The following is a 19906-nucleotide window of genomic DNA, read 5'->3' as shown; positions in this document are numbered from 1 at the left end:
GGATTTTAGGAAAGCTGAAAAAGAATCCCATAGAAGAGAGGAAGATATCCTATGAAACAGTCGGTATTAGAATATAAGAAACTTCTGGAGCAGGAAGGCCTTCTGGTGGAATTTGCAGAGCCGGAAGGAAAAGAAGGAGAGGACAGACCCGTTACCCTCGTAACGTATTTTTCGGGCGGAGCGGATCAGGGAACGCTGTTTCTCTGCAAAGGAGCTGCATTCAAAGAGGCATACTTAAAAGACGCCGTAAACCGCGGTGCTGTTGCCTATGTAAGTGAAAAAAAATACGAAGCGGGAAAAGAAATTCCGGCGCTCATCGTCAACGATGCCAGAAAAGCACAGTTTGTGCTGGGTGAGGCGTTTTACGATTATCCGGCAAAGTCGCTGCATGTCACGGCGCTGACCGGAACAAAAGGAAAGACAACGACAGCCTACTACCTGCAGTCGATGCTCGATGCCTGCCTGAAAAAACAGGGCGGAAACGGATGTGCACTGTTAAGTTCGATTGAATATTACGACGGAAAGACGAGAGAAGCATCAACGCTCACCACGCCGGAATCCCTGGAGCTGTGCCGTCATATGCGCAATGCCGTAGATGCAGGCCTTTCCCATATGGTGATGGAAGTATCCTCCCAGGCGCTCAAATACGAGAGAGTCGGAAACACGCATTTTGATACCGCCATTTTCCTGAACATCTCCAAGGACCACATCAGCCCGACGGAGCACAAGGATTTTGATGATTATTTCCAGTCGAAATTAAAGATCTTCGACCGCTGCACCTGCGCCTGCGTGAACCTGGACAGCGACCATATCGGGGAAATCCTGAAAGCTGCGGCAAAATGTGAGCGCGTCGTTACGTTTGGATCGAAAGAAAATGCTGTAATCCGCGTGAGTGATATCAAGCCGGGCAGAGGAAAATTCTATTTCCATGTGGCAGGACCGGATTTCTCGGAAGATTTTACCCTGCCGGTGCACGGAGCCTTCAATGTGGAGAATGCCGTAGCTGCCATTGCGGCTGCCTGGTCGATGGGAATCCCGGTTTCGCTGATCAAGGAAAGCCTCCTTGGCGTCACCGTTCCGGGAAGGATGGAGACGTATGAGAGCAGCGCGGGCGAGGTCACGGCGATCGTGGATTTCGCGCACAATGGCCTGAGTTTTGAAAAAATGTTTGATACCGTAGCACTCGAATATCCGGGGAGCCGCGTAAGCGTTGTGTTCGGAACCCCGGGCGGAAAAGCATTCAACCGCAGAAAAGATATGGGTGAGATTTCCGGAAAACGGGCGGACCGGATTTTCCTCGTACCGGATGATCCGGGAAACGAAGATCCGCAGGCGATCTGTGAGGAGATCGGCGGGTACATAGCAAAGGAAGGTGCATCCTTCCAGATCCGCATGGACCGCGGAGCAGCAATCCGGGAGGCGATTCTTGGCGCCGTACCGGGAGAGGTTGTTCTGATCCTTGGAAAAGGCGCGGACGTGACGATGCACGTCGGAAACGGAAATGTGCCGTACCGGTCAGATGCCGTCTATGCAAAAGAGGCGCTTGCCGAATATGGAAATGCATTTGCCGAAGCGGCAACGGCTCGTGAAACAGAAGAATAGAAGCAAAAACAGAAAAAACAGAGCAAAAAAGACACGGAACAGAAAAATCCGTGTCTTTTTTGCGTCTGGCGGCAGCAGAAATGAAAATCAGACAGGAAATTTGGCGGATACATCCTACAAAATGTAGAAAAGAAGGACAGAAACTAGCCCGTATGACGAAAAGTTGTTAAAAATATAACGAACGAAAGTTAGACTTGTGAAACTAAACACAGAAAGCAAAAACCCGGGAACCATGCGGAAAAAGACGAATTCTGCGGGATGAAGGACAAAGCTGTAAGTTTTTGGAAAGAATTCTTGTGAAAAAGAACAAAAAATGGTATAATTGTATTGAAATATATCCAGAACACCCCTTCTGGAAGCGTACGGGCTCAGTGAGAAAAAAGATTTCACGAAAATGCTCGAAAAAAACACTTGTTAAATTCTTGTCATAGTGCTATGATAAGGAAAGTGAAAAATTTATCAATCACAAAAACCAACTAGGGGTATTTTAGAAAGGAGTATTTATGAGCAGCAAGATTACCATCATTGGAGCTGGAAGCGTTGGATCTACGATCGCCTATACACTGTCGAACGAAGACATCGCGTCTGAGATTGTTCTCATCGATATTAACAAGAAAAAAGTAGAGGGAGAGGTTATGGATATCGCGCAGGGTACCTGCTTCCGCGATCCGGTCTCCATCATCGCAGGTGAGTATGAGGATGCCAAGGACTCTGATATCGTAATTATTACTTCCGGTATTGCAAGAAAGCCTGGCCAGACCCGTATTGAGCTGACCCAGACCAACGTAAACATCTTAAAATCCATCACACCGGAAATCGTAAAAGCGGCTCCGAATGCCATCTACATCATTGTAAGCAACCCGGTTGATATCATGACCTACGTGTTTACAAAGATCTCCGGACTTCCGGAAAACCAGATCCTTGGTTCTGGTACCATGCTGGATTCCGCGAGACTTCGCTGCGGACTGTCTGAACACCTCAACATTGCCCAGAAAAACATCCACGCTTACGTATTCGGTGAGCACGGCGATACTTCCTTCATTCCGTGGAGCGGCGCTTACGTTTCCGGTGTCAGTCTGGACGAGTACTACGAGACCGTAGAAAAAATGGGCAGGAACGTAACCAAGATCGACAAAGATGCTATGCTGGAGTACGTAAGAACTTCCGGCGGACAGGTTATTGCAAACAAAGGAGCTACTTTCTATGCAGTATCTGTTGCAGTATGCAAACTGGTAGCAACCATTCTTTCTTCTTCCGATTCTGTAGCAACCGTATCTTCCATGATGCACGGTGAGTACGGCATCGAGGATGTATGCTTAAGCACACTGACCCTCGTTGGACCGAAAGGCGTACAGGGCAAGATTCCGATGCGTATGACAAAAGAGGAAGTAGAAAAACTCAAAGCAAGTGCCGACGCATTAAAAGCAGTTATCGCACAGATCGAGCACTAAGAGCGGGCAATAAGCTCAAAACATAAAATTTATGGCAGTGGCAGAAAGTGCGAAAGAGCGGTATCTCCCACTGCCTTAACGTGCGCCTGAAGAAATTTTCCGCCGGGTGTACATAAAAAGAGTACCGGAAACTTTTCCGGTGCCGGACAGAAGATACCGCAGGAAAAATGGAAACCAACAGGAGCAAGTAAGAAAGGAGCAATTCCATGACCTACAGTTATTTTCCGGGCTGTACGCTGAAGAACAAAGCAAAAGATCTGGATCATTATGCCAGAGAGTGCGCAAAAGTTCTGGGATTTGAACTGGAAGAAATTGAAAACTGGCAGTGCTGCGGAGCTGTGTATCCACAGGCATCCGATGAAATCGCCACAAAACTTTCTTCGGTTCGCGCCTTAGCAGACGCCAAAGAAAAAGGACAGGATCTGATCACAGTCTGTTCCGCCTGTCATCACGTGATCAAACGCGTAAACGATGACATGGCGAATGTAGAAGACATTCAGACAAAAGTAAACAACTACATGGCTCTTTCCGAGCCATATCTTGGCGAAACGAAAGTACTTCATTATCTGGAAGTGCTGCGTGACGTCGTTGGATTTGACAAGATCAAAGAGAAAGTGGTAAACCCATTAAAAGGAAGAAAAATCGGCGCATATTACGGCTGTATGCTGCTTCGTCCGAGCACCACAATGCAGTTTGACGATCCGGAAAATCCGACAATCATTGAAGACTTTATCAAGGCCCTTGGCGCGACACCGGTCGTATATCCGATGAGAAATGAGTGCTGCGGCGGCTACATATCCCTCAAAGAAAAGAAAATGGCATCCAACATGGTAGACCAGATCATGGTATCCGCATCCTACAAAGGAGCAGAAGAACTGATCACTGCATGTCCGCTTTGCATGTACAACCTGCGCAATAACGGAACAAAAGAAGGTCTTCCGGTTACCTACTTTACCGAGCTTCTTGCAGAAGCACTCGGCATCAAAGAGGAGGTGCAGGCATGAAAATTGCAACATCCGATGAAATCCGTGCCATCGCCGGTGTGGATACCAGAAAATGTATGAAATGCGGTAAATGTTCCGCATCCTGTCCTGCTTATAACGAAATGGACATCCGTCCGCATCAGTTCGTATCCTATGTACAGAACGGCGATGTGGAAGCACTGATGAACTCCAAGTCCATCTGGAAATGCCTCTCCTGCTTCGCATGCGTAGAGCGCTGTCCAAGAGACGTAAAACCTGCCAAACTGATCGAGGCAGTCCGTCTTTCTGTCATCCGCCAGAAAGGTGAGAATTATCTCTCCCCGGATGAAATTCCGGCACTTCTGGACGATGAGACTCCGCAGCAGCTGCTGATGAGTGCATTCCGTAAATATAGAAAGTAAAAAACAACCCATCCACAGAAAGGTGAGAGAAAAGTGCAAAGAATAGGAGTATTTGTCTGCCACTGCGGTACAAATATTGCGGCTACCGTTGATGTTAAAAAAGTTGTTGATGTCATCAGCAAAGAGCCGGGTGTTGTACATGCAGAGGATTATCAGTATATGTGTTCCGAAACAGGTCAGCAGAAAGTGATCGATGCCATTCAGAACGAGCATCTGACCGGCGTTGTTATCTGTTCCTGCTCTCCTCGTATGCATGAAGGAACGTTCCGCAAAGCAGCAGAAAAAGCGGGTCTGAACCCGTATCAGCTGGAGATTGCAAACATTCGTGAGCAGTGTTCCTGGATTCATAAAGATATGGAAGAGGCTACCGAGAAGGCCGTGATCCTGGCCCGTGCAGCCGTTGCAAAAGTTATGCTGGACACCCCGCTTACCCCGGGCGAGAGCCGCGTTGTAAAACGTGCGCTGGTGATCGGAGGCGGTATCGCAGGTATTCAGACAGCACTGGATATCGCAGATGCAGGCTATGAAGTAGATATCGTAGAGAAGACCCCGAGTATCGGCGGAAGAATGTCCCAGCTCGATAAAACATTCCCAACCCTTGACTGTTCTTCCTGTATCCTGACTCCTCGTATGGGAGAGGTAAACGCCCATGAGAAGATCAATATCTATACCTACAGTGAAGTAGAGAGCGTTGGCGGATTTGTCGGTGATTTCAAAGTAGATATCCGCAAAAAAGCAAGATACGTAGATATGGACAAATGTACCGGATGTGGTCTCTGCCAGGAGAAATGTCCATCTAAGAAAAACTTAAGTGAGTTCAACCGCGGACTGTCCACACGTACTGCAATTTACACACCGTTCGCACAGGCAGTTCCGAATGTACCGGTCATTGATACTGCAAACTGTATCCATTTCAAAACCGGAAAATGCGGTATCTGTTCCAAAGTCTGCGCAGCAGGTGCAGTAAATTACGATCAGAAAGATGAAGTAATTACAAGAGAGTACGGTGCTATCGTTGTTGCAACCGGTTTTGATACCATCAATCTGGATAAGTTTGATGAATATTATTACAACCAGAGCAAAGACGTTATTACCTCTCTTGAAATGGAACGTCTGATGAACGCTGCCGGCCCGACAGGCGGTAAAGTAGTACGTCTTTCCAATGGCGAGCATCCGAAGGATATCGTATTTATCCAGTGCGTTGGCTCCCGTGACGTAACCTGCAGAGGAAAGAGCTATTGCTCCAAGATCTGCTGTATGTACACCGCAAAACAGGCCATGCTGGTGCGTGACCATTATCCGGATGTCAATGTACATGTCTTCTACATTGATGTTCGTACCCCGGGTAAGAACTTCGATGAGTTCTATCGCCGTGCAGTAGAAGAGTTTAGCGTAGATTATATCAAGGGTCAGGTAGGAAAAGTATCTGAGGCTCCGAACGGACGTCTTCTGGTACAGGGATCCGACCTTCTGGACAACCGTCAGATCAAGATGGAAGCAGACCTTGTTGTCCTTGCAACGGCAATCGAGCCGAGTAAAGATGCAAGAAAACTGGCTACCATGCTGACTGCAAGTATGGATACCAACGACTTCTTTACCGAGGCACACGCAAAACTGCGTCCGGTAGAGTCTCCGACCGCAGGAGTTTTCCTCTCCGGTGTATGCCAGGGACCGAAAGATATTCCGGAAACCGTTGCACAGGCCGGAGCAGCTGCTGTCAAAGTAGTCGGACTGCTTGCAAAAGACAAACTGACCACCAACCCGTGTACAGCAGAATCCAATCCGCTGTTCTGTAACGGATGTGCATCCTGTGAAAAAGTCTGCCCATACGGCGCGATTTCTTACGAAGATCGTCAGGTCAACGACCACGGAATCCGCGAAACCAGACATGTGGCAGTCGTTAACGGCGCACTTTGCCATGGATGTGGTGCATGTACCGTTGCATGTCCGTCCGGTGCTATGGACCTGAAAGGATTCTCCAATAGACAAATTCTCGCGGAGGTAGATGCAATATGCCGATAGATAACAACGAAAACAAAGAATTTAAGCCAGTCATCGTGGCATTCTGCTGCAACTGGTGCTCCTACGCAGGAGCAGACCTGGCAGGTTCCAGCCGTCTTTCCTATCCGGCAGACGTAAAGATCATCCGTGTTCCATGTTCCTGCCGTGTTAATCCGCTTTTTATCTTAAGAGCTTTCCAGAAGGGTGCTGACGGAGTCATCCTCTGCGGATGCCATCCGGGAGACTGCCATTACAGCACAGGAAACTATTATGCAAGAAGACGTATGACCCTGCTGTTCTCCATGCTCGACTATCTTGGAGTTGAAAACGGACGTACCCGTGTGGAATGGGTATCCGCCGCAGAAGGTGTGAAATTCTCCCAGACCATGAACGAGTTCATTGAGCAGGTGAGAAGTCTTGGTAAAAATGTCAGATTGGAGGATTTACGATGCAAGAAAAATTAGTATCACGCGCAAAAGAGCTTCTGTCTGACGGTACCGTAGTCCGCGTTCTTGGCTGGAGAAAAGGCGATACAGATTTCAGCGCAGAGCCTGCATTTTTTGAAAGTGCCGAGAGTCTTGACGAATTTACCTATGACGGATTCTGTGGTGCCAACTTAAGCAAATACATGATTAAAGCATCAAAAGAAGAAGGAAAAACACTCGTTTTCTTAAAACCGTGCGATACCTACAGCTTTAATCAGTTAATCAAAGAGCATCGTGTGGACCGCGAGAAAACCTATATCGTTGGTGTAGGATGTGACGGAAAACTCGATATCGAGAAAATCCGTGAAGCAGGCTGCAAGGGTATTACCGCTGTAACAGAGGACGGCGATACCATCAAAGTTGCAACGGTTTATGGTGTCAAAGAGCTGAAAAGAGAGGATGTCATCCTCGAGAGATGTAAGGCCTGCAAGGGTGGAAAACATGTAGCATACGACGAGCTCGCAGAAGGCTGTGACGAGGAAAAACCGGCAAAAGAAGGCCGTTTCGAACTGGTTGAAAAGCTTGAGGCAATGGCTCCGGAAGAACGGTTCGCATTCTGGCAGAATGAGCTTTCCCGCTGTATCCGCTGTAATGCATGCCGCAACGTATGTCCGGCCTGCAGCTGTATCAAATGCGTATTTGACAATGATCGTTACGATACTGCACAGAAAGCAAACACTACGACATTTGAGGAGCAGATGTTCCACATCATCCGTGCATTCCACGTTGCCGGACGCTGCACGGACTGCGGCGAGTGTTCCCGCGTATGTCCGCAGCATATTCCGCTGCACCTTCTGAATCGTAAATTCATCAAAGATATCGATGAGTTCTACGGAGAGTATCAGGCAGGAGAAGACACTGACAGCCGTGCACCGCTCACCAACTTCACACAGGAAGATGTAGAGCCAAGTATCGTCAAGGAAAGGGGTTAAGGGATGTATCAGATTAGCAGAGAAAAAATGCCGGAGCTCCTTGCCGCTGTTGCAAAGGAGATGGATCTTTTCCTTCCGGTACAAAACAATGGAATTACCAATTTCGGTTTCTGGACCGAGGACGCGAAAGTGGATCTCGATACCTTAAAAACCGTAAAATCCCCAAAAGACGCCTTTTTCCCGCAGAGTGAAGTTCTTTACTCCTGCTATCAGAAGGCAAACAAGACCAGCATCGAGCCGGCAGCATTAAAAGATGCGCCGTTCGCTATTTTCGGCGTTCGTCCATGCGATGTCCGCGCTTTCGATGTTCTGGACCGCGTATTCTTAAGCGAGCCGGCTGACGTTTACTATGCAGCAAGAAGAGAGCACGGCATTGTGGTTTCTCTTGCATGTCATGAGCCGGAAGACAGCTGCTTCTGCAAGACCTTCGGTATCGATGCGGCAGAACCGCAGGCTGATGTTGCGATGTGGCAGGTAGCTGACGGTTATGCATGGGAAGCAAAAACCGAAAAGGGTGAGAAGCTGACAGAGCTTGTGAAAGAATACCTTACCGAGCAGGATCTTGCAAAAGAGGTTGAGGCTGAAAAAGAAGCCATCCGTACCCTGATCGACAAGATGCCAAACAGCAATCTCTCCCTCGAGGGATGGGGCGTAGGCAAGACAAAAGAGCGTTTCGATGATCCGAAATGGAAAGAGCTTTCCGATGCCTGCTTAGGCTGCGGAACCTGTACGTTCTCCTGTCCGACCTGCCAGTGCTATGATATCAAGGATTTCAATACAGGAAACGGTGTACAGCGTTACCGTTGCTGGGATTCCTGTATGTACTCTGACTTTACGATGATGGCAGCAGGAAACAACCGTACCACACAGATGCAGCGTTTCCGTCAGCGTTTCATGCACAAGCTGGTTTACTTCCCGGACAACAACGATGGAATGTATTCCTGCGTCGGATGCGGACGCTGCGTAGAGAAATGCCCGCAGTCGCTGAATATCGTAAAAGTCATCAAACGCATGGGAGGTACCAAGTAAATGTGCAATTGTAGTTGTGGAAGCGAAGAAAAGAAAAACGCTTTGCTGCCGCAGGTCGGTATCATCACAGATATCCGCCGCGAAACACCGGACGTAAAGACATTCCGTATCGTTCGTCCGGACGGCACCAAGCTGTTTGAACATATGCCGGGCCAGTGCGCAATGCTCTGCGTGCCGGGCGTTGGAGAGGCGCTGTTTTCCATTACATCCTCCCCGACAAACAAAGAGTACCAGGAGTTCTCCATCAAGGAGTGCGGTACTTTAACAAACTATCTTCATAATATGTCCGTAGGAGATGAAATCCTGGTTCGTGGACCGTACGGAAATCATTTCCCGGTAGAAACTGTATTAAAAGGACAGGACCTGCTGTTCATCGCCGGTGGTATCGGACTTGCTCCGCTGCGTTCCGTGATCAATTACGTACTGGACAATCGTGACAACTACGGTACCGTAGATATCGTTTACGGTTCCCGTTCCAAAGACGATCTGGTACAGTTAAAAGAGATCCAGGAAGTATGGGCGAAAGCAAAAGATGTCAACGTGCATCTGACGATTGACCGTGAGCAGGAAGGCTGGGACGGTCATGTAGGATTCGTTCCGAATTATGTGAAAGAACTGAACATGTCCGTTGACAAAACAGCTCTGATCTGCGGACCGCCGATCATGATCAAATTTGTTCTTCAGGGACTTCAGGAACTGGGCTATGAGAAAACACAGGTTTACACTACTTTGGAGCTTCGTATGAAATGCGGTATCGGAAAATGCGGCCGCTGCAACATCGGAGATAAATACGTCTGCAAGGACGGCCCTGTTTTCCGCTGCGACGAGATTGACGAATTACCGAACGAATATTAAACGGAGGTTGAAGAAAATGCAGGAAATGGTAAATATTTACGTTTACGGCAAAAAGTATTCCGTACCTGGCGATCTGACCATCATGACCGCTATGGAGTACGCCGGATATCAGTTAAAACGCGGATGCGGATGCCGTCACGGATTCTGCGGTGCATGTGCGACCATCTACAGAATCAAAGGAAAAAATGAACTGAAAACCTGTCTGGCATGTCAGACACAGGTAGAAGACGGCATGTATATCGCAAGCCTTCCGTTCTATCCGATCGACAAGAGAACATACGATATCGAAGAGATCAGCGCAGAGCAGAGAGTCATGATGGATCTGTATCCGGAAATCTACAGCTGCGTTGGATGTAATGCATGTACCAAAGGATGTCCGCAGAGCCTGAACGTTATGCAGTATATTGCATACGCACAGAGAGGCGACTTCAAGAAATGTGCAGAAGAGTCCTTCGACTGCATCGGCTGCGGAATCTGTGCATCCCGCTGTCCGGCTGGTATCTCCCATCCGATGGTAGGAGAGCTGGCAAGACGTCTGAACGGAAAATACATTGCTCCGAAGTCTGAACATGTAAAGAACCGTGTAGCAGAGATCAAAGAAGGAAAATTCGATGATCTGATCGAGCAGGTTATGCAGAAACCGATCGAAGAAATGCAGGAACTTTACAACAACCGTGAGATCGAGAAATAAGGAGGGAATTTCTAATGTATACACTGGCCAATATGCAGGACTCTATTAAAAAGGTAGAAGCTACCAGAGCCCAGAGAATGGCAACAGAGCCAAGAAGAATGACAGCGGATGAGAAAGATGCCCTTCTTGCAGCATATCATCCGGACTATAAAGAGGAAGGCTTCATCACCCTGAAAGTCGGCCCGAACAAAGGTGAGAAAGTTCCGACAGAGCTCGGCTATCTGCTGGAGTCCAACAGCCGTATCTTAGGTGTTGACATCGACCTTGACAAAGTAGATTACGACGTAGATGTACTCGTTATCGGTGCCGGCGGAGCAGGTTCTTCTGCAGCGATCGAGGCACATGAGGCAGGCGCTAACGTTATGATCACAACAAAACTCCGTATCGGTGATGCAAACACCATGATGGCTGAGGGTGGTATCCAGGCAGCAGACAAAGAGAATGACTCCCCGGCACAGCATTATCTTGATGCATTCGGCGGCGGACACTTTGCTGCAAGACCGGAACTGCTCCGCAAGCTCGTAATGGAAGCTCCGGATGCAATCTCCTGGCTGGAAAACCTCGGCGTTATGTTCGATAAAGATGAGAACGGCCGTATGGTAACAACACACGGCGGTGGAACATCCAGAAAACGTATGCATGCGTGCCGTGACTACTCCGGAGCAGAGATTATGAGAACTCTGCGTGATGAAGTCATCAACCGTGGTATTCCGGTCGTTGAGTTCTCATCTGCAGTAGAGCTGATCAAAGACGATAAGGGACAGGTTGCCGGTGCTGTTCTCCAGAACATGGAGACCGGAGAGTACCAGGTAGCAAAAGCAAAAACTGTCATCATCGCAACCGGTGGTGCAGGACGCCTTCACTACAACAACTTCCCAACCTCCAATCACTACGGTGCAACCGCTGACGGTCTGATCCTCGGATACCGTGCAGGTGCTCCGCTTCTGTATCAGGATACCATTCAGTACCATCCGACCGGAGCTGCTTACCCGGCTCAGATCTTCGGTGCTCTGGTAACCGAGAAAGTACGTTCTCTTGGTGCAATGCTTGTAAACGTAGACGGCGAAGCTTTCATGCATCCGCTGGAAACCCGTGACGTATCCGCAGCAAGCATTATTCGTGAATGCTCCGACGACCGCAACGAGGGCGTTGAGACTCCGCAGGGCAAGGCTGTATGGCTGGATACCCCGATGATCGATCTGCTTCACGGAGAAGGAACCATCGAGAAGAGAATTCCGGCTATGTTCCGTATGTTCATGCAGTATGGTATCGATATGAGAAAAGAGCCGATTCTGGTTTACCCGACCCTGCATTATCAGAACGGCGGTCTGGAAATCAACGGCGAAGGCTTCACCAATACGGTAAACAACCTGCTTGTAGCAGGCGAGGCTGTCGGAGGAATCCACGGAAGAAACCGTCTGATGGGCAACTCTCTGCTTGACGTTATTGTATTTGGCCGCGATGCAGGAAAAGCTGCTGCAGCAAAAGCAAAAGACGTAACGCTTGGCAAGATGAATCTGGATCACGTTGAGAAATACGCTGAGACCTTAAAAGAGGCAGGTATTGATACCGGTATGGTATCTCCGCAGCTTCTGCCGAATTATGCAGGTAAAAGACACCTGTAAAATGCAGTAACCGCGAAAAAGCGTGTCGGAAGGGGGCGGCGTTTAAAAGCCGCTTCCGGGACACGCTTTCCGTGCTGAAATCCAAAAGGTTTTTCGGTACGATAAATCATAGAAGTAAAGAAAGGTGGAGAACCCCATGCGTGAAATTCAGGCTAGTACCATTACGGATGTGGTAGAGAAACTTTGTATCGAAGCAAACTACCATCTTCCGGAAGACGTAAAATGTGCCATCACAGGCTGCCGTGCCTGCGAGGATGGCGAGATTGCAAAAGGTGTTCTGGACAAAATCGTAGAAAATTATGAGATCGCAGACGCACAGAACGTGCCGATCTGCCAGGATACCGGAATGGCATGTGTTTTCCTGGAAATCGGACAGGATGTGCACATCGCAGGAGGAGATCTTGCAGAGGCAGTCAACGAAGGTGTCAGAAGAGGATATGACAAAGGATACTTAAGAAAATCCGTTGTCAAAGATCCGGTCAGAAGAGGAAACACCGGCGACAATACACCGGCTATGCTCTACACCGAGATCGTTCCTGGCGATCAGATCAAAGTAACCGTAGGCCCGAAAGGCTTCGGAAGCGAAAATATGAGTATGATCCGTATGTTCAAACCGTCCGCAGGTCTTCAGGGAATCAAGGATTTCATCCTGGAAGTTGTTGAGACAGCAGGCCCGAACCCATGCCCGCCTATGGTAGTCGGCGTTGGTATCGGCGGAACCTTCGATAAATGTGCACTGCTTGCGAAAAAAGCACTGATGCGCCCGATCGATTCCGAGAACCCGGATCCGTTCTACGCAGATCTGGAAAAAGAAATGCTGGAGAAAGTCAACAAACTCGGCATCGGACCGCAGGGCTTTGGCGGAAAAACCACAGCCATCGGCCTCAATATCGAGACAATGCCGACTCATATTGCGGGAATGCCGTGTGCAGTCAACATCAACTGCCATGTTACCCGTCATAAAACGGAGGTGATCTGATCATGGAAAAACATATTCAGCTGCCTTTAACAGAAGAACTGGCAAAAACACTGCATGCCGGAGATACCGTATATCTGACCGGAACTATCTATACTTCCCGTGACGCCGGACATAAGAGAATGTGTGAAGCGCTCGCAAGAGGAGAAAAAATCCCGTTTGATCCGACAGACGCTACGATTTACTACGTAGGACCGACCCCTGCAAAACCAGGCCAGGTCATCGGATCTGCAGGTCCTACCACCAGCGGCCGTATGGATGCGTATGCTCCGACCATGATGTCCGTAGGCGCAAGAGGAATGATCGGTAAAGGCGCACGTCTTCCGGAAGTTGTAGAAGCCATGAAGAAATATCATGGCGTATACTTCGGAGCCATCGGCGGAGCCGGCGCACTGCTTGCAAAATGCATCAAAAAAGCAGAGCTGATCGCATACGAAGATCTTGGCGCAGAAGCACTTCGCCGTCTGGAAGTAGAAGACATGCCGCTTTTTGTTATCATCGACTGCGACGGAAATAATCTGTATGAGATGGGAAGAAAAGAATACTTAGAAGCGCATAAAGAAGACTAAAGGTTACATTTGTAACGACGAAATACAAGAGAGACCATAGACCCGTCTGATTATTTCAGACAGGTCTCAAGCTGAAAAGACATCAGGGCATTAACACTTGCAAGCGACTTTCGGCAGAAAAAGAAATGAAAGAGGAAGAAAAACATGACTGTAGAAATGATAAGCCACTTACTGGAAGCACTGATGATCCTGTGCTTTGGCCTGTCCTGGCCGCTGTCCATTTATAAATCCTGGACTTCAAGAACAGCAAAAGGAAAGAGCCTTTACTTTGAGGTGTTCATCTGGATCGGATATATTTTCGGTATTGCTAACAAATTTATCAGCTATATGAACAATCCGGACAAAGACTGGATCTTTTTCCTTGCATGGGCTTTCTATTTCCTGAACATTGCAGAGATCACCGTAGATATGGTGCTGTACTTCCGCAATGTAAAACTGGATAAGAAAAGAGAAGCAGAGAAATAAAGCAGCGGAATACAGTTAAACTTACAGAATCCCCGGCGGTGCGGCATTTGAGGCGGCATCGGCGGGGATTCTTATTTCTATACGATGACTCACACTGCGAAAAGAAAACATTGCGGGAACGCAGAAAGCAGGGTATACTTGTGTATAGAATCTGCTTGACTTAAAGTGCACTTCATAGTTTAAAATAAAGAAAGCTGGAGATTTGCGGTGTCAGAAAAGAGAAGGTTCTGACAAAGCAGAGGTTTCGGCTTTCTTTTTATGTTGTATCGTATTTGGGTGTGAAAAAAAGGAAAAAACGAAAACGAGGTGAATGCTTTGGAGGCAAGAGAGGTATTAGAAAAAGTAAAAAACAACGAAATCTCGATCGAGGAGGCAGAGAAATATTTCAAAAAAGAGCCGTTCGAGGAGATGGGATATGCTAAGCTGGATACGCACCGTGAAATCCGGAGCGGATTTGCGGAGGTCATTTTCTGTGCGCGGAAGGCGGATGAACATCTGCTGAAGATTTTTACGCGTCTGTACGAGCAGGATGGGGAGGTCTTCGGAACGAGAGCCAGTGAGCATCAGTATGAGCTGATCCGCGAAAAGTTTCCGGAAGTGGTGTATGATCCGCTGTCGCATATTTTAAAAATAGAAAAGAAAGACAAGAAGCGGATCGGAAAAATTGCGGTCTGTACGGCTGGAACTGCGGATATTTCCGTTGCCGAGGAGGCGGCGCAGACCGCAGAATACTTCGGTGCAAACGTTGAGCGTATCTACGATGTCGGTGTGAGCGGTATCCACCGCCTGCTGTCGCGTCTCGATACGATTCAGAGCGCCAACTGCGTTGTAGCCGTTGCCGGAATGGAGGGGGCGCTGGCGAGCGTGCTCGGCGGCTTGGTGGACAAGCCGGTGATTGCTGTTCCGACATCCGTTGGCTACGGGGCCAGCATGAACGGTCTTTCGGCGCTGCTTACGATGATCAATTCCTGCGCGAACGGAATTGCCGTCGTGAATATCGACAACGGCTATGGAGCCGGATATATTGCAACACAGATTAACAGAATGGGAGTACATCAAGATGAGTAAAAGTTTATATCTGGAGTGCGGGAGCGGAATCAGCGGAGATATGACCGTTGCAGCGCTGCTCGACCTGGGAGCAGACCGGGAAGTACTGGAGAAATCACTGGAAAGCCTGAAACTGCCGGGATACGAAATTGCGATTACAAGAGTGAAAAAGTCGGGGCTGGATGCCTGCGATTTCAATGTGATTCTGGATGCAGAGCATGAGAACCATGATCACGATATGGCGTATCTGCACGGGGATGGGGCGGAAGTGCATGACCATCCACATGATCACGAGCATCATCATGACCACGAGCATGCGCACAGCCATGACCACGATCACACAGGGGAGCATCATCACCATCATGAGCACCGCGGGCTGCCGGAGATTCTTGCGATTATCCGCAGCGGCGGTCTGACACCGGGAGCAAGAGCGCTGGCGGAGCGGATTTTCCAGATTCTTGCCGAAGCGGAAGCAAAAGCCCATGGCGTTCCGCTTGATCAGGTGCATTTCCATGAGGTGGGAGCTGTCGATTCCATCGTTGATATTGTGGCTGCCGCTGTCTGCCTGGATAACCTGGCGCCGGATGAAGTCATCGTGACGGGTCTCAGCGAGGGAAGCGGCTTTGTCAGATGCCAGCACGGCATGATCCCGGTTCCGGTACCGGCTGTTTTAAATATCGTACAGGCACATGGCCTGACCCTCGTTCCGACCGGAATCCAGGGTGAACTGGTCACACCGACCGGAGCAGCCATTGTTGCGGCAATCCGTACCAAAGAGACACTGCCGGCATCCTTCAAATGTACCAGAACAGGTCTTGGCGCCGGAAAACGGACGTATGAGCGCCCGTCACTGCTGCGTGCAATGATGCTCGAAACAGAAGAAAACGACGAGAAAGATACGATCTGGAAGCTGGAGTGCAACATTGATGACTGCACCGGCGAGGCGCTCGGCTACTGCATGGGAAAACTGCTGCGATCAGGCGCAAGAGATGTCCATTACATCCCGGTCTATATGAAGAAAAACCGCCCGGCTTACCAGCTGGATGTAATCTGTGATGATAAAACGCGGGAGACGTTGGAAAATATCATATTCGCCGAGACCACCACAATCGGCATCCGCCGCTGCCGGATGGAGCGCACCGTGATGAAACGCGAGTTTGCGACAATCGCAACCGAGTACGGCCATGTGACAGTCAAGATCTGCCGCCACGGCGAGATCGAAAAAATTTACCCAGAGTACGAGAGTGCCGCAGTAATTGCAGAAAAAAGCGGCATGCCGGTCGGCGAGGCTGGTGCGTGGATCGTACAGAAATATAAAGAAGGAAACAAAAAAGCATGAGATATTTAAAACCACATTTTTACGACCAGTTTGTATGCACCGCCGGAGACTGCCCGGATACGTGCTGTGCCGGCTGGCAGATCGTGATCGACGAGGATTCCCTGGAGCGGTATGGAAATGAGAAGAGTGAGTTTGGAAAGCGCCTGCGCAATTCGATCGACTGGGAGGAAGAGTGTTTTTACCAGAACAACCGCCGCTGTGCCTTTCTGAATGATGAAAATCTCTGCGATCTTTACAAGGAACTGGGGCCGGATTCCTTATGTGACACCTGCCGCCTTTACCCGCGCCATACGGAGGAGTACGAGGGTCTGCGTGAATTATCCCTGTCCCTTTCCTGCCCGGAAGCTGCACGGATTATCCTGTCCTGCAAAGAGCCGGTGCGTTTTCTGGAGGAGGAGACCGACGAGGAGGATGATTTTGAAGAGTTTGACTTCATGATGTTCTCCCAGCTGGAAGACACGAGAGATGTTTTGTTCCGGATTCTGCAGAACCGCGAACTGCCGCTGCAGGAGCGCATGACGGCGGCAGAGCAGCTCGCAGAACAGTATCAGATCTGTATGGAGGAGCAGCGGGAGTATGATATCGATGACCTGCTTCGGAAGTATGAAAAGCATCTGGAAGAGGGAACCTTAAGCGAGTGCGTGGCGGAGAGCCTTGCGGAAAAAGGTGTGGATGCTGCATCCTTTCATGCATATGACCGCCAGGTGAAGGAACTTGCCGTTCTCCGCGGTCTCGAGCGTCTTCGTCCGGAATGGGATACTGTGCTTGACGGCACAGAAAAAGCGCTGTATCAGAACGGAGAAACCGCTTATCAGGCCATCTGTGAAGAATTCCATCGCACCTGGGGCGCTGCAGGTGAACGCCGTGCAGAGTGGGAAAACATCGGTGAGCAGCTTTTGATGTTTTTCGTCTACACCTATTTCTGCGGCGCCGTCTATGACGATATGGTCTGTTCCAAAATGGAACTCGCGCTGTTCTCTGTCCGTTGGATTCAGGAAATCCTGGTTGCACGGTGGCTGGAAAATGGAAAAACGCTTTCCATGCACGACATCGAGGAGCTTTCCTGGCGCTATGCGCGTGAGGTCGAGCATTCCGATGATAATCTGAATGCGCTTGAGGACTGGCTTTTTGAAACTTATGCACCAGAAGGCTGTGTGCTGGAGGAGGAGTAATCCTGCATCCGATAGACTTACTGCACATTTTCCCTGATGTGTGTTAAGATAGAAGCGTTGTTACAGAAAGAAAAGAGGGAAAATTATGCAGGAAAAACAAAAGAAATGGATTCTGCGCATTGCGCTTTATCTGATTGGAATTATGGTGCTGGCACTCGGTATCACACTGAATACGAAGACGAACCTCGGCGTATCGCCCATCATCTCCATGCCGTACGCCGTGGCACAGATCTTCGGCTATGAAACAGGAACCGCCGTCTTCGTGGCGTATTTGATCTTCATCGTATTACAGATCGTACTGCTGAAAGGAAAATTCCCGCCGTTCCAGCTTCTGCAGGTTGCCGCAAGTTACCTGACGAGCGCCTTTATCACCATCTTCGACCGGATTTTCCCGGCACCTGACCAGATGGGAATGCGGCTTCTCGTTCTTGTCCTTGCCATCATTCTTACGGGAATCGGCGCCGCTGTGACCGTAGACGTCAACATCGTCCCAAACCCGGCCGACGGCCTGGCAAGAGTTCTCGGCGAGCGCTGCGGAAAGAACATGGGTTTCGGAAAAAATCTTTTTGATTTCTCCGCCATCGTCATTTCCCTTGCGATCGGCCTCATCGATGCCGGCCGCCCGGTAGGAATCGGAATCGGCACTGTTATAGCCATGGTCTGCACAGGAAGAGTCATCGCGGCATTCAATCATTTCGCAAAAAAGAAAATAGAAGAAATCACCATCGCCTGAGTGATCCATGCCCCTGTCGAAAAACCTTGAGTTTTCGGTGGGGGTTTGTTATAATAAAAGACAGCGAAAGAAAAATTTTTTGATTTGTCATAAGGCGTTTGTTTGCGTTATGAGAAGTGCGAAGGAGGAAGTGGCAAATGAACTTAGTTATTACGATGAGCCGCCGGTTTGGTACTGGGGCGAGTATTATTGCGAAAGAACTTTCCGAGAGACTGCATATCCCGGTATATGATAAGGACGATGTAGAGCACGGCATGCGTGAAAATGCCTTTGAATCTGAGGCGGATGCGATCCGCGAGCTGGCGAAACAGCCGTGTATTATCATTGGACGGTGTGCTTCGGAGTTTCTGAAAGATAAAAGCAACGTCATCAATATTTATGTCTGCGCGGACAAAGAGGACCGGATCAAACGTATCATGAAGCTGTTTTCCCTGACAAGAGAGGCGGCTGAGGTGATGCTGGAAGAGACAGACAAGCAGCGTGCCGAGTATTATTATAAAAATACCGGAAAGACATGGGGCGATGTCAATAACTACCATATGATCCTGAATACCTCGGATCTTGGCATCGAGAACTGTGCCGATATTCTGATGCGGTATTTTGAAATGAAAGATTATATCTAAGAGATATTTAAAAAGAAATACATAAAAAATCAGGTGCTTCCCGAAAAAGAGAAGCACCTGATTTTTTGTGCGGTTTAGTAAGCCTGATACGTATTGCCATAACTCCGGCTGGAGAAGTAATTCTGTTTCAGAACCAGGAACAGTTCGGCATCGGTTGCATATTTGTACGGATACAGATAGAAAATACCGACAAGATTGCAGGTGATTCCGGAAAGAATATACCATCCGATAAAGGAGAGATCAAGAATAAATGTATTCATCTTTTCACCGTTCATCATTTCACGGCTGATGCGGAATGCTTCTTCGGTCGAAAGTTCCGGGTAGTCGGCGAGAAGATAAGGAACCATGCGGTATTCATAAGCTTTCACAATTCCAGGAATCAGAAGAAGCAGCGACCAGAGGAATATATAAAGATTTTTTAAAAACAGAGTCCACACAGTTTTTCCATAGTAGCCGTTCTGGAATCCGAACAGTATGTTGCCAAGTCCCGCTTTTTCCATCGAGTTTTCAATGAAAAACCTCGAGCCTCCTACCTCAAATGGTGCAAGAACAAAAATACGGATCAGAATAAAGGCAAGACCAATGACAAGAAGTACAATGCCGCTGAAGACAGTAAAAACAAATTTAACCGGTCCAAGCGGGGTGAATTTTTCTGCAAAGGATTCCACATTGAAGTTATCGGAAGAAATCGTAAATCCAGATATACCGACCGAGTTAGTCTGATTGCTGTCATTGTTGGAATTTCCAGAATTAGAAGTACCGCTTCCGACCAGCAGAGTCAGAATCAAGGCGGCTACCACACAGATCCAGTAATTGCGTAAAAATGCGGCTTTTCCGCGGGTTTTCAGTTCCTCTCGAGTCCACATAAAAAAGACCTCCCTCTTAATGTAAGTGTAAACAGCAGACAATTCTGCCAAGTCACGATTA

General features: G+C 48.7%; 20 protein-coding genes. 19 read left to right on the top strand and 1 reads right to left on the bottom strand.

Translation table 11 applies throughout. From position 1 onward, the window contains the following. Positions 1–51 precede the first annotated feature (51 nt). From DW642_RS02900 to DW642_RS02810, 19 genes are all read left to right on the top strand, one after another. Positions 52–1602, top strand: a complete 1551-nt coding sequence (locus DW642_RS02900; protein ID WP_055219372.1) for a Mur ligase family protein — start codon at positions 52–54, stop codon at positions 1600–1602. A 503-nt stretch (positions 1603–2105) separates the two neighbouring features. Beyond that, complete coding sequence (locus DW642_RS02895) at positions 2106–3053, top strand: L-lactate dehydrogenase (RefSeq protein ID WP_055219369.1); 948 nt, start codon at positions 2106–2108, stop codon at positions 3051–3053. A gap of 206 nt (positions 3054–3259) precedes the next feature. Continuing rightward, a complete protein-coding gene (locus DW642_RS02890) occupies positions 3260–4057 on the top strand; it encodes a CoB--CoM heterodisulfide reductase iron-sulfur subunit B family protein (RefSeq protein ID WP_117509214.1) in 798 nt (265 codons plus the stop codon). Next, on the top strand, positions 4054–4437 hold the full coding sequence (locus DW642_RS02885) for a 4Fe-4S dicluster domain-containing protein (protein ID WP_117509213.1): 384 nt from the start codon (positions 4054–4056) through the stop codon (positions 4435–4437). Before DW642_RS02890 ends, DW642_RS02885 begins: the two co-directional genes overlap by 4 nt. Before the next feature lie 33 nt (positions 4438–4470). Continuing rightward, the gene (locus tag DW642_RS02880; protein WP_022461170.1) at positions 4471–6459 is read left to right on the top strand and encodes a CoB--CoM heterodisulfide reductase iron-sulfur subunit A family protein; all 1989 of its coding nucleotides are present in this window, start codon (positions 4471–4473) and stop codon (positions 6457–6459) included. After that, positions 6450–6902: a hydrogenase iron-sulfur subunit gene (locus DW642_RS02875; protein ID WP_022461171.1), complete on the top strand. Its 453-nt coding sequence runs from the start codon at positions 6450–6452 to the stop codon at positions 6900–6902. The genes DW642_RS02880 and DW642_RS02875 overlap by 10 nt, the downstream gene beginning before the upstream one ends. Next, on the top strand, positions 6887–7855 hold the full coding sequence (locus DW642_RS02870; RefSeq protein ID WP_117509212.1) for a 4Fe-4S dicluster domain-containing protein: 969 nt from the start codon (positions 6887–6889) through the stop codon (positions 7853–7855). Before DW642_RS02875 ends, DW642_RS02870 begins: the two co-directional genes overlap by 16 nt. Before the next feature lie 3 nt (positions 7856–7858). Next, positions 7859–8884 (top strand): 4Fe-4S dicluster domain-containing protein, encoded by a 1026-nt coding sequence (locus DW642_RS02865; protein ID WP_055227522.1) that lies wholly within the window; start codon positions 7859–7861, stop codon positions 8882–8884. Further along, complete coding sequence (locus DW642_RS02860; protein ID WP_022461174.1) at positions 8885–9739, top strand: FAD/NAD(P)-binding protein; 855 nt, start codon at positions 8885–8887, stop codon at positions 9737–9739. Between the two features lie 16 nt (positions 9740–9755). Next, the gene (locus DW642_RS02855) at positions 9756–10430 is read left to right on the top strand and encodes a 2Fe-2S iron-sulfur cluster binding domain-containing protein (RefSeq protein ID WP_055265389.1); all 675 of its coding nucleotides are present in this window, start codon (positions 9756–9758) and stop codon (positions 10428–10430) included. A gap of 14 nt (positions 10431–10444) precedes the next feature. After that, the gene (locus DW642_RS02850; RefSeq protein ID WP_117509211.1) at positions 10445–12055 is read left to right on the top strand and encodes an FAD-binding protein; all 1611 of its coding nucleotides are present in this window, start codon (positions 10445–10447) and stop codon (positions 12053–12055) included. 136 nt (positions 12056–12191) lie between these two features. Beyond that, positions 12192–13034, top strand: a complete 843-nt coding sequence (locus DW642_RS02845; RefSeq protein ID WP_055265393.1) for a fumarate hydratase — start codon at positions 12192–12194, stop codon at positions 13032–13034. A 2-nt stretch (positions 13035–13036) separates the two neighbouring features. After that, on the top strand, positions 13037–13600 hold the full coding sequence (locus DW642_RS02840) for a Fe-S-containing hydro-lyase (protein ID WP_117509210.1): 564 nt from the start codon (positions 13037–13039) through the stop codon (positions 13598–13600). Positions 13601–13744: 144 nt separating this feature from the next. Continuing rightward, positions 13745–14065, top strand: a complete 321-nt coding sequence (locus DW642_RS02835) for a hypothetical protein (protein WP_022461179.1) — start codon at positions 13745–13747, stop codon at positions 14063–14065. A 315-nt stretch (positions 14066–14380) separates the two neighbouring features. Next, a complete protein-coding gene (larB, locus tag DW642_RS02830; protein ID WP_055219567.1) occupies positions 14381–15133 on the top strand; it encodes a nickel pincer cofactor biosynthesis protein LarB in 753 nt (250 codons plus the stop codon). Then, a complete protein-coding gene (larC, locus tag DW642_RS02825) occupies positions 15126–16451 on the top strand; it encodes a nickel pincer cofactor biosynthesis protein LarC (protein ID WP_117509209.1) in 1326 nt (441 codons plus the stop codon). Before larB ends, larC begins: the two co-directional genes overlap by 8 nt. Continuing rightward, positions 16448–17623 (top strand): flagellin lysine-N-methylase, encoded by a 1176-nt coding sequence (gene fliB, locus DW642_RS02820; RefSeq protein ID WP_055265399.1) that lies wholly within the window; start codon positions 16448–16450, stop codon positions 17621–17623. Before larC ends, fliB begins: the two co-directional genes overlap by 4 nt. Positions 17624–17708: 85 nt before the next feature. Next, positions 17709–18356, top strand: a complete 648-nt coding sequence (locus DW642_RS02815) for a YczE/YyaS/YitT family protein (protein ID WP_117509208.1) — start codon at positions 17709–17711, stop codon at positions 18354–18356. A gap of 137 nt (positions 18357–18493) precedes the next feature. After that, a complete protein-coding gene (locus DW642_RS02810; RefSeq protein ID WP_022461910.1) occupies positions 18494–18979 on the top strand; it encodes a cytidylate kinase-like family protein in 486 nt (161 codons plus the stop codon). A gap of 74 nt (positions 18980–19053) precedes the next feature. Here the strand turns inward: DW642_RS02810 and DW642_RS02805 are convergent, their stop codons facing one another. Further along, positions 19054–19845 carry a DUF975 family protein gene (locus DW642_RS02805; RefSeq protein ID WP_117509207.1) on the bottom strand — a complete coding sequence of 264 codons (792 nt, stop codon included), beginning with the start codon at positions 19843–19845 and terminating at the stop codon, positions 19054–19056. Positions 19846–19906 lie beyond the last annotated feature (61 nt).

The organism is Blautia sp. AM23-13AC (genome assembly GCF_003435675.1).
Classification (GTDB): domain Bacteria; phylum Bacillota; class Clostridia; order Lachnospirales; family Lachnospiraceae; genus Fusicatenibacter; species Fusicatenibacter saccharivorans.
This window is presented reverse-complemented; position numbering and strand designations above follow the sequence as displayed.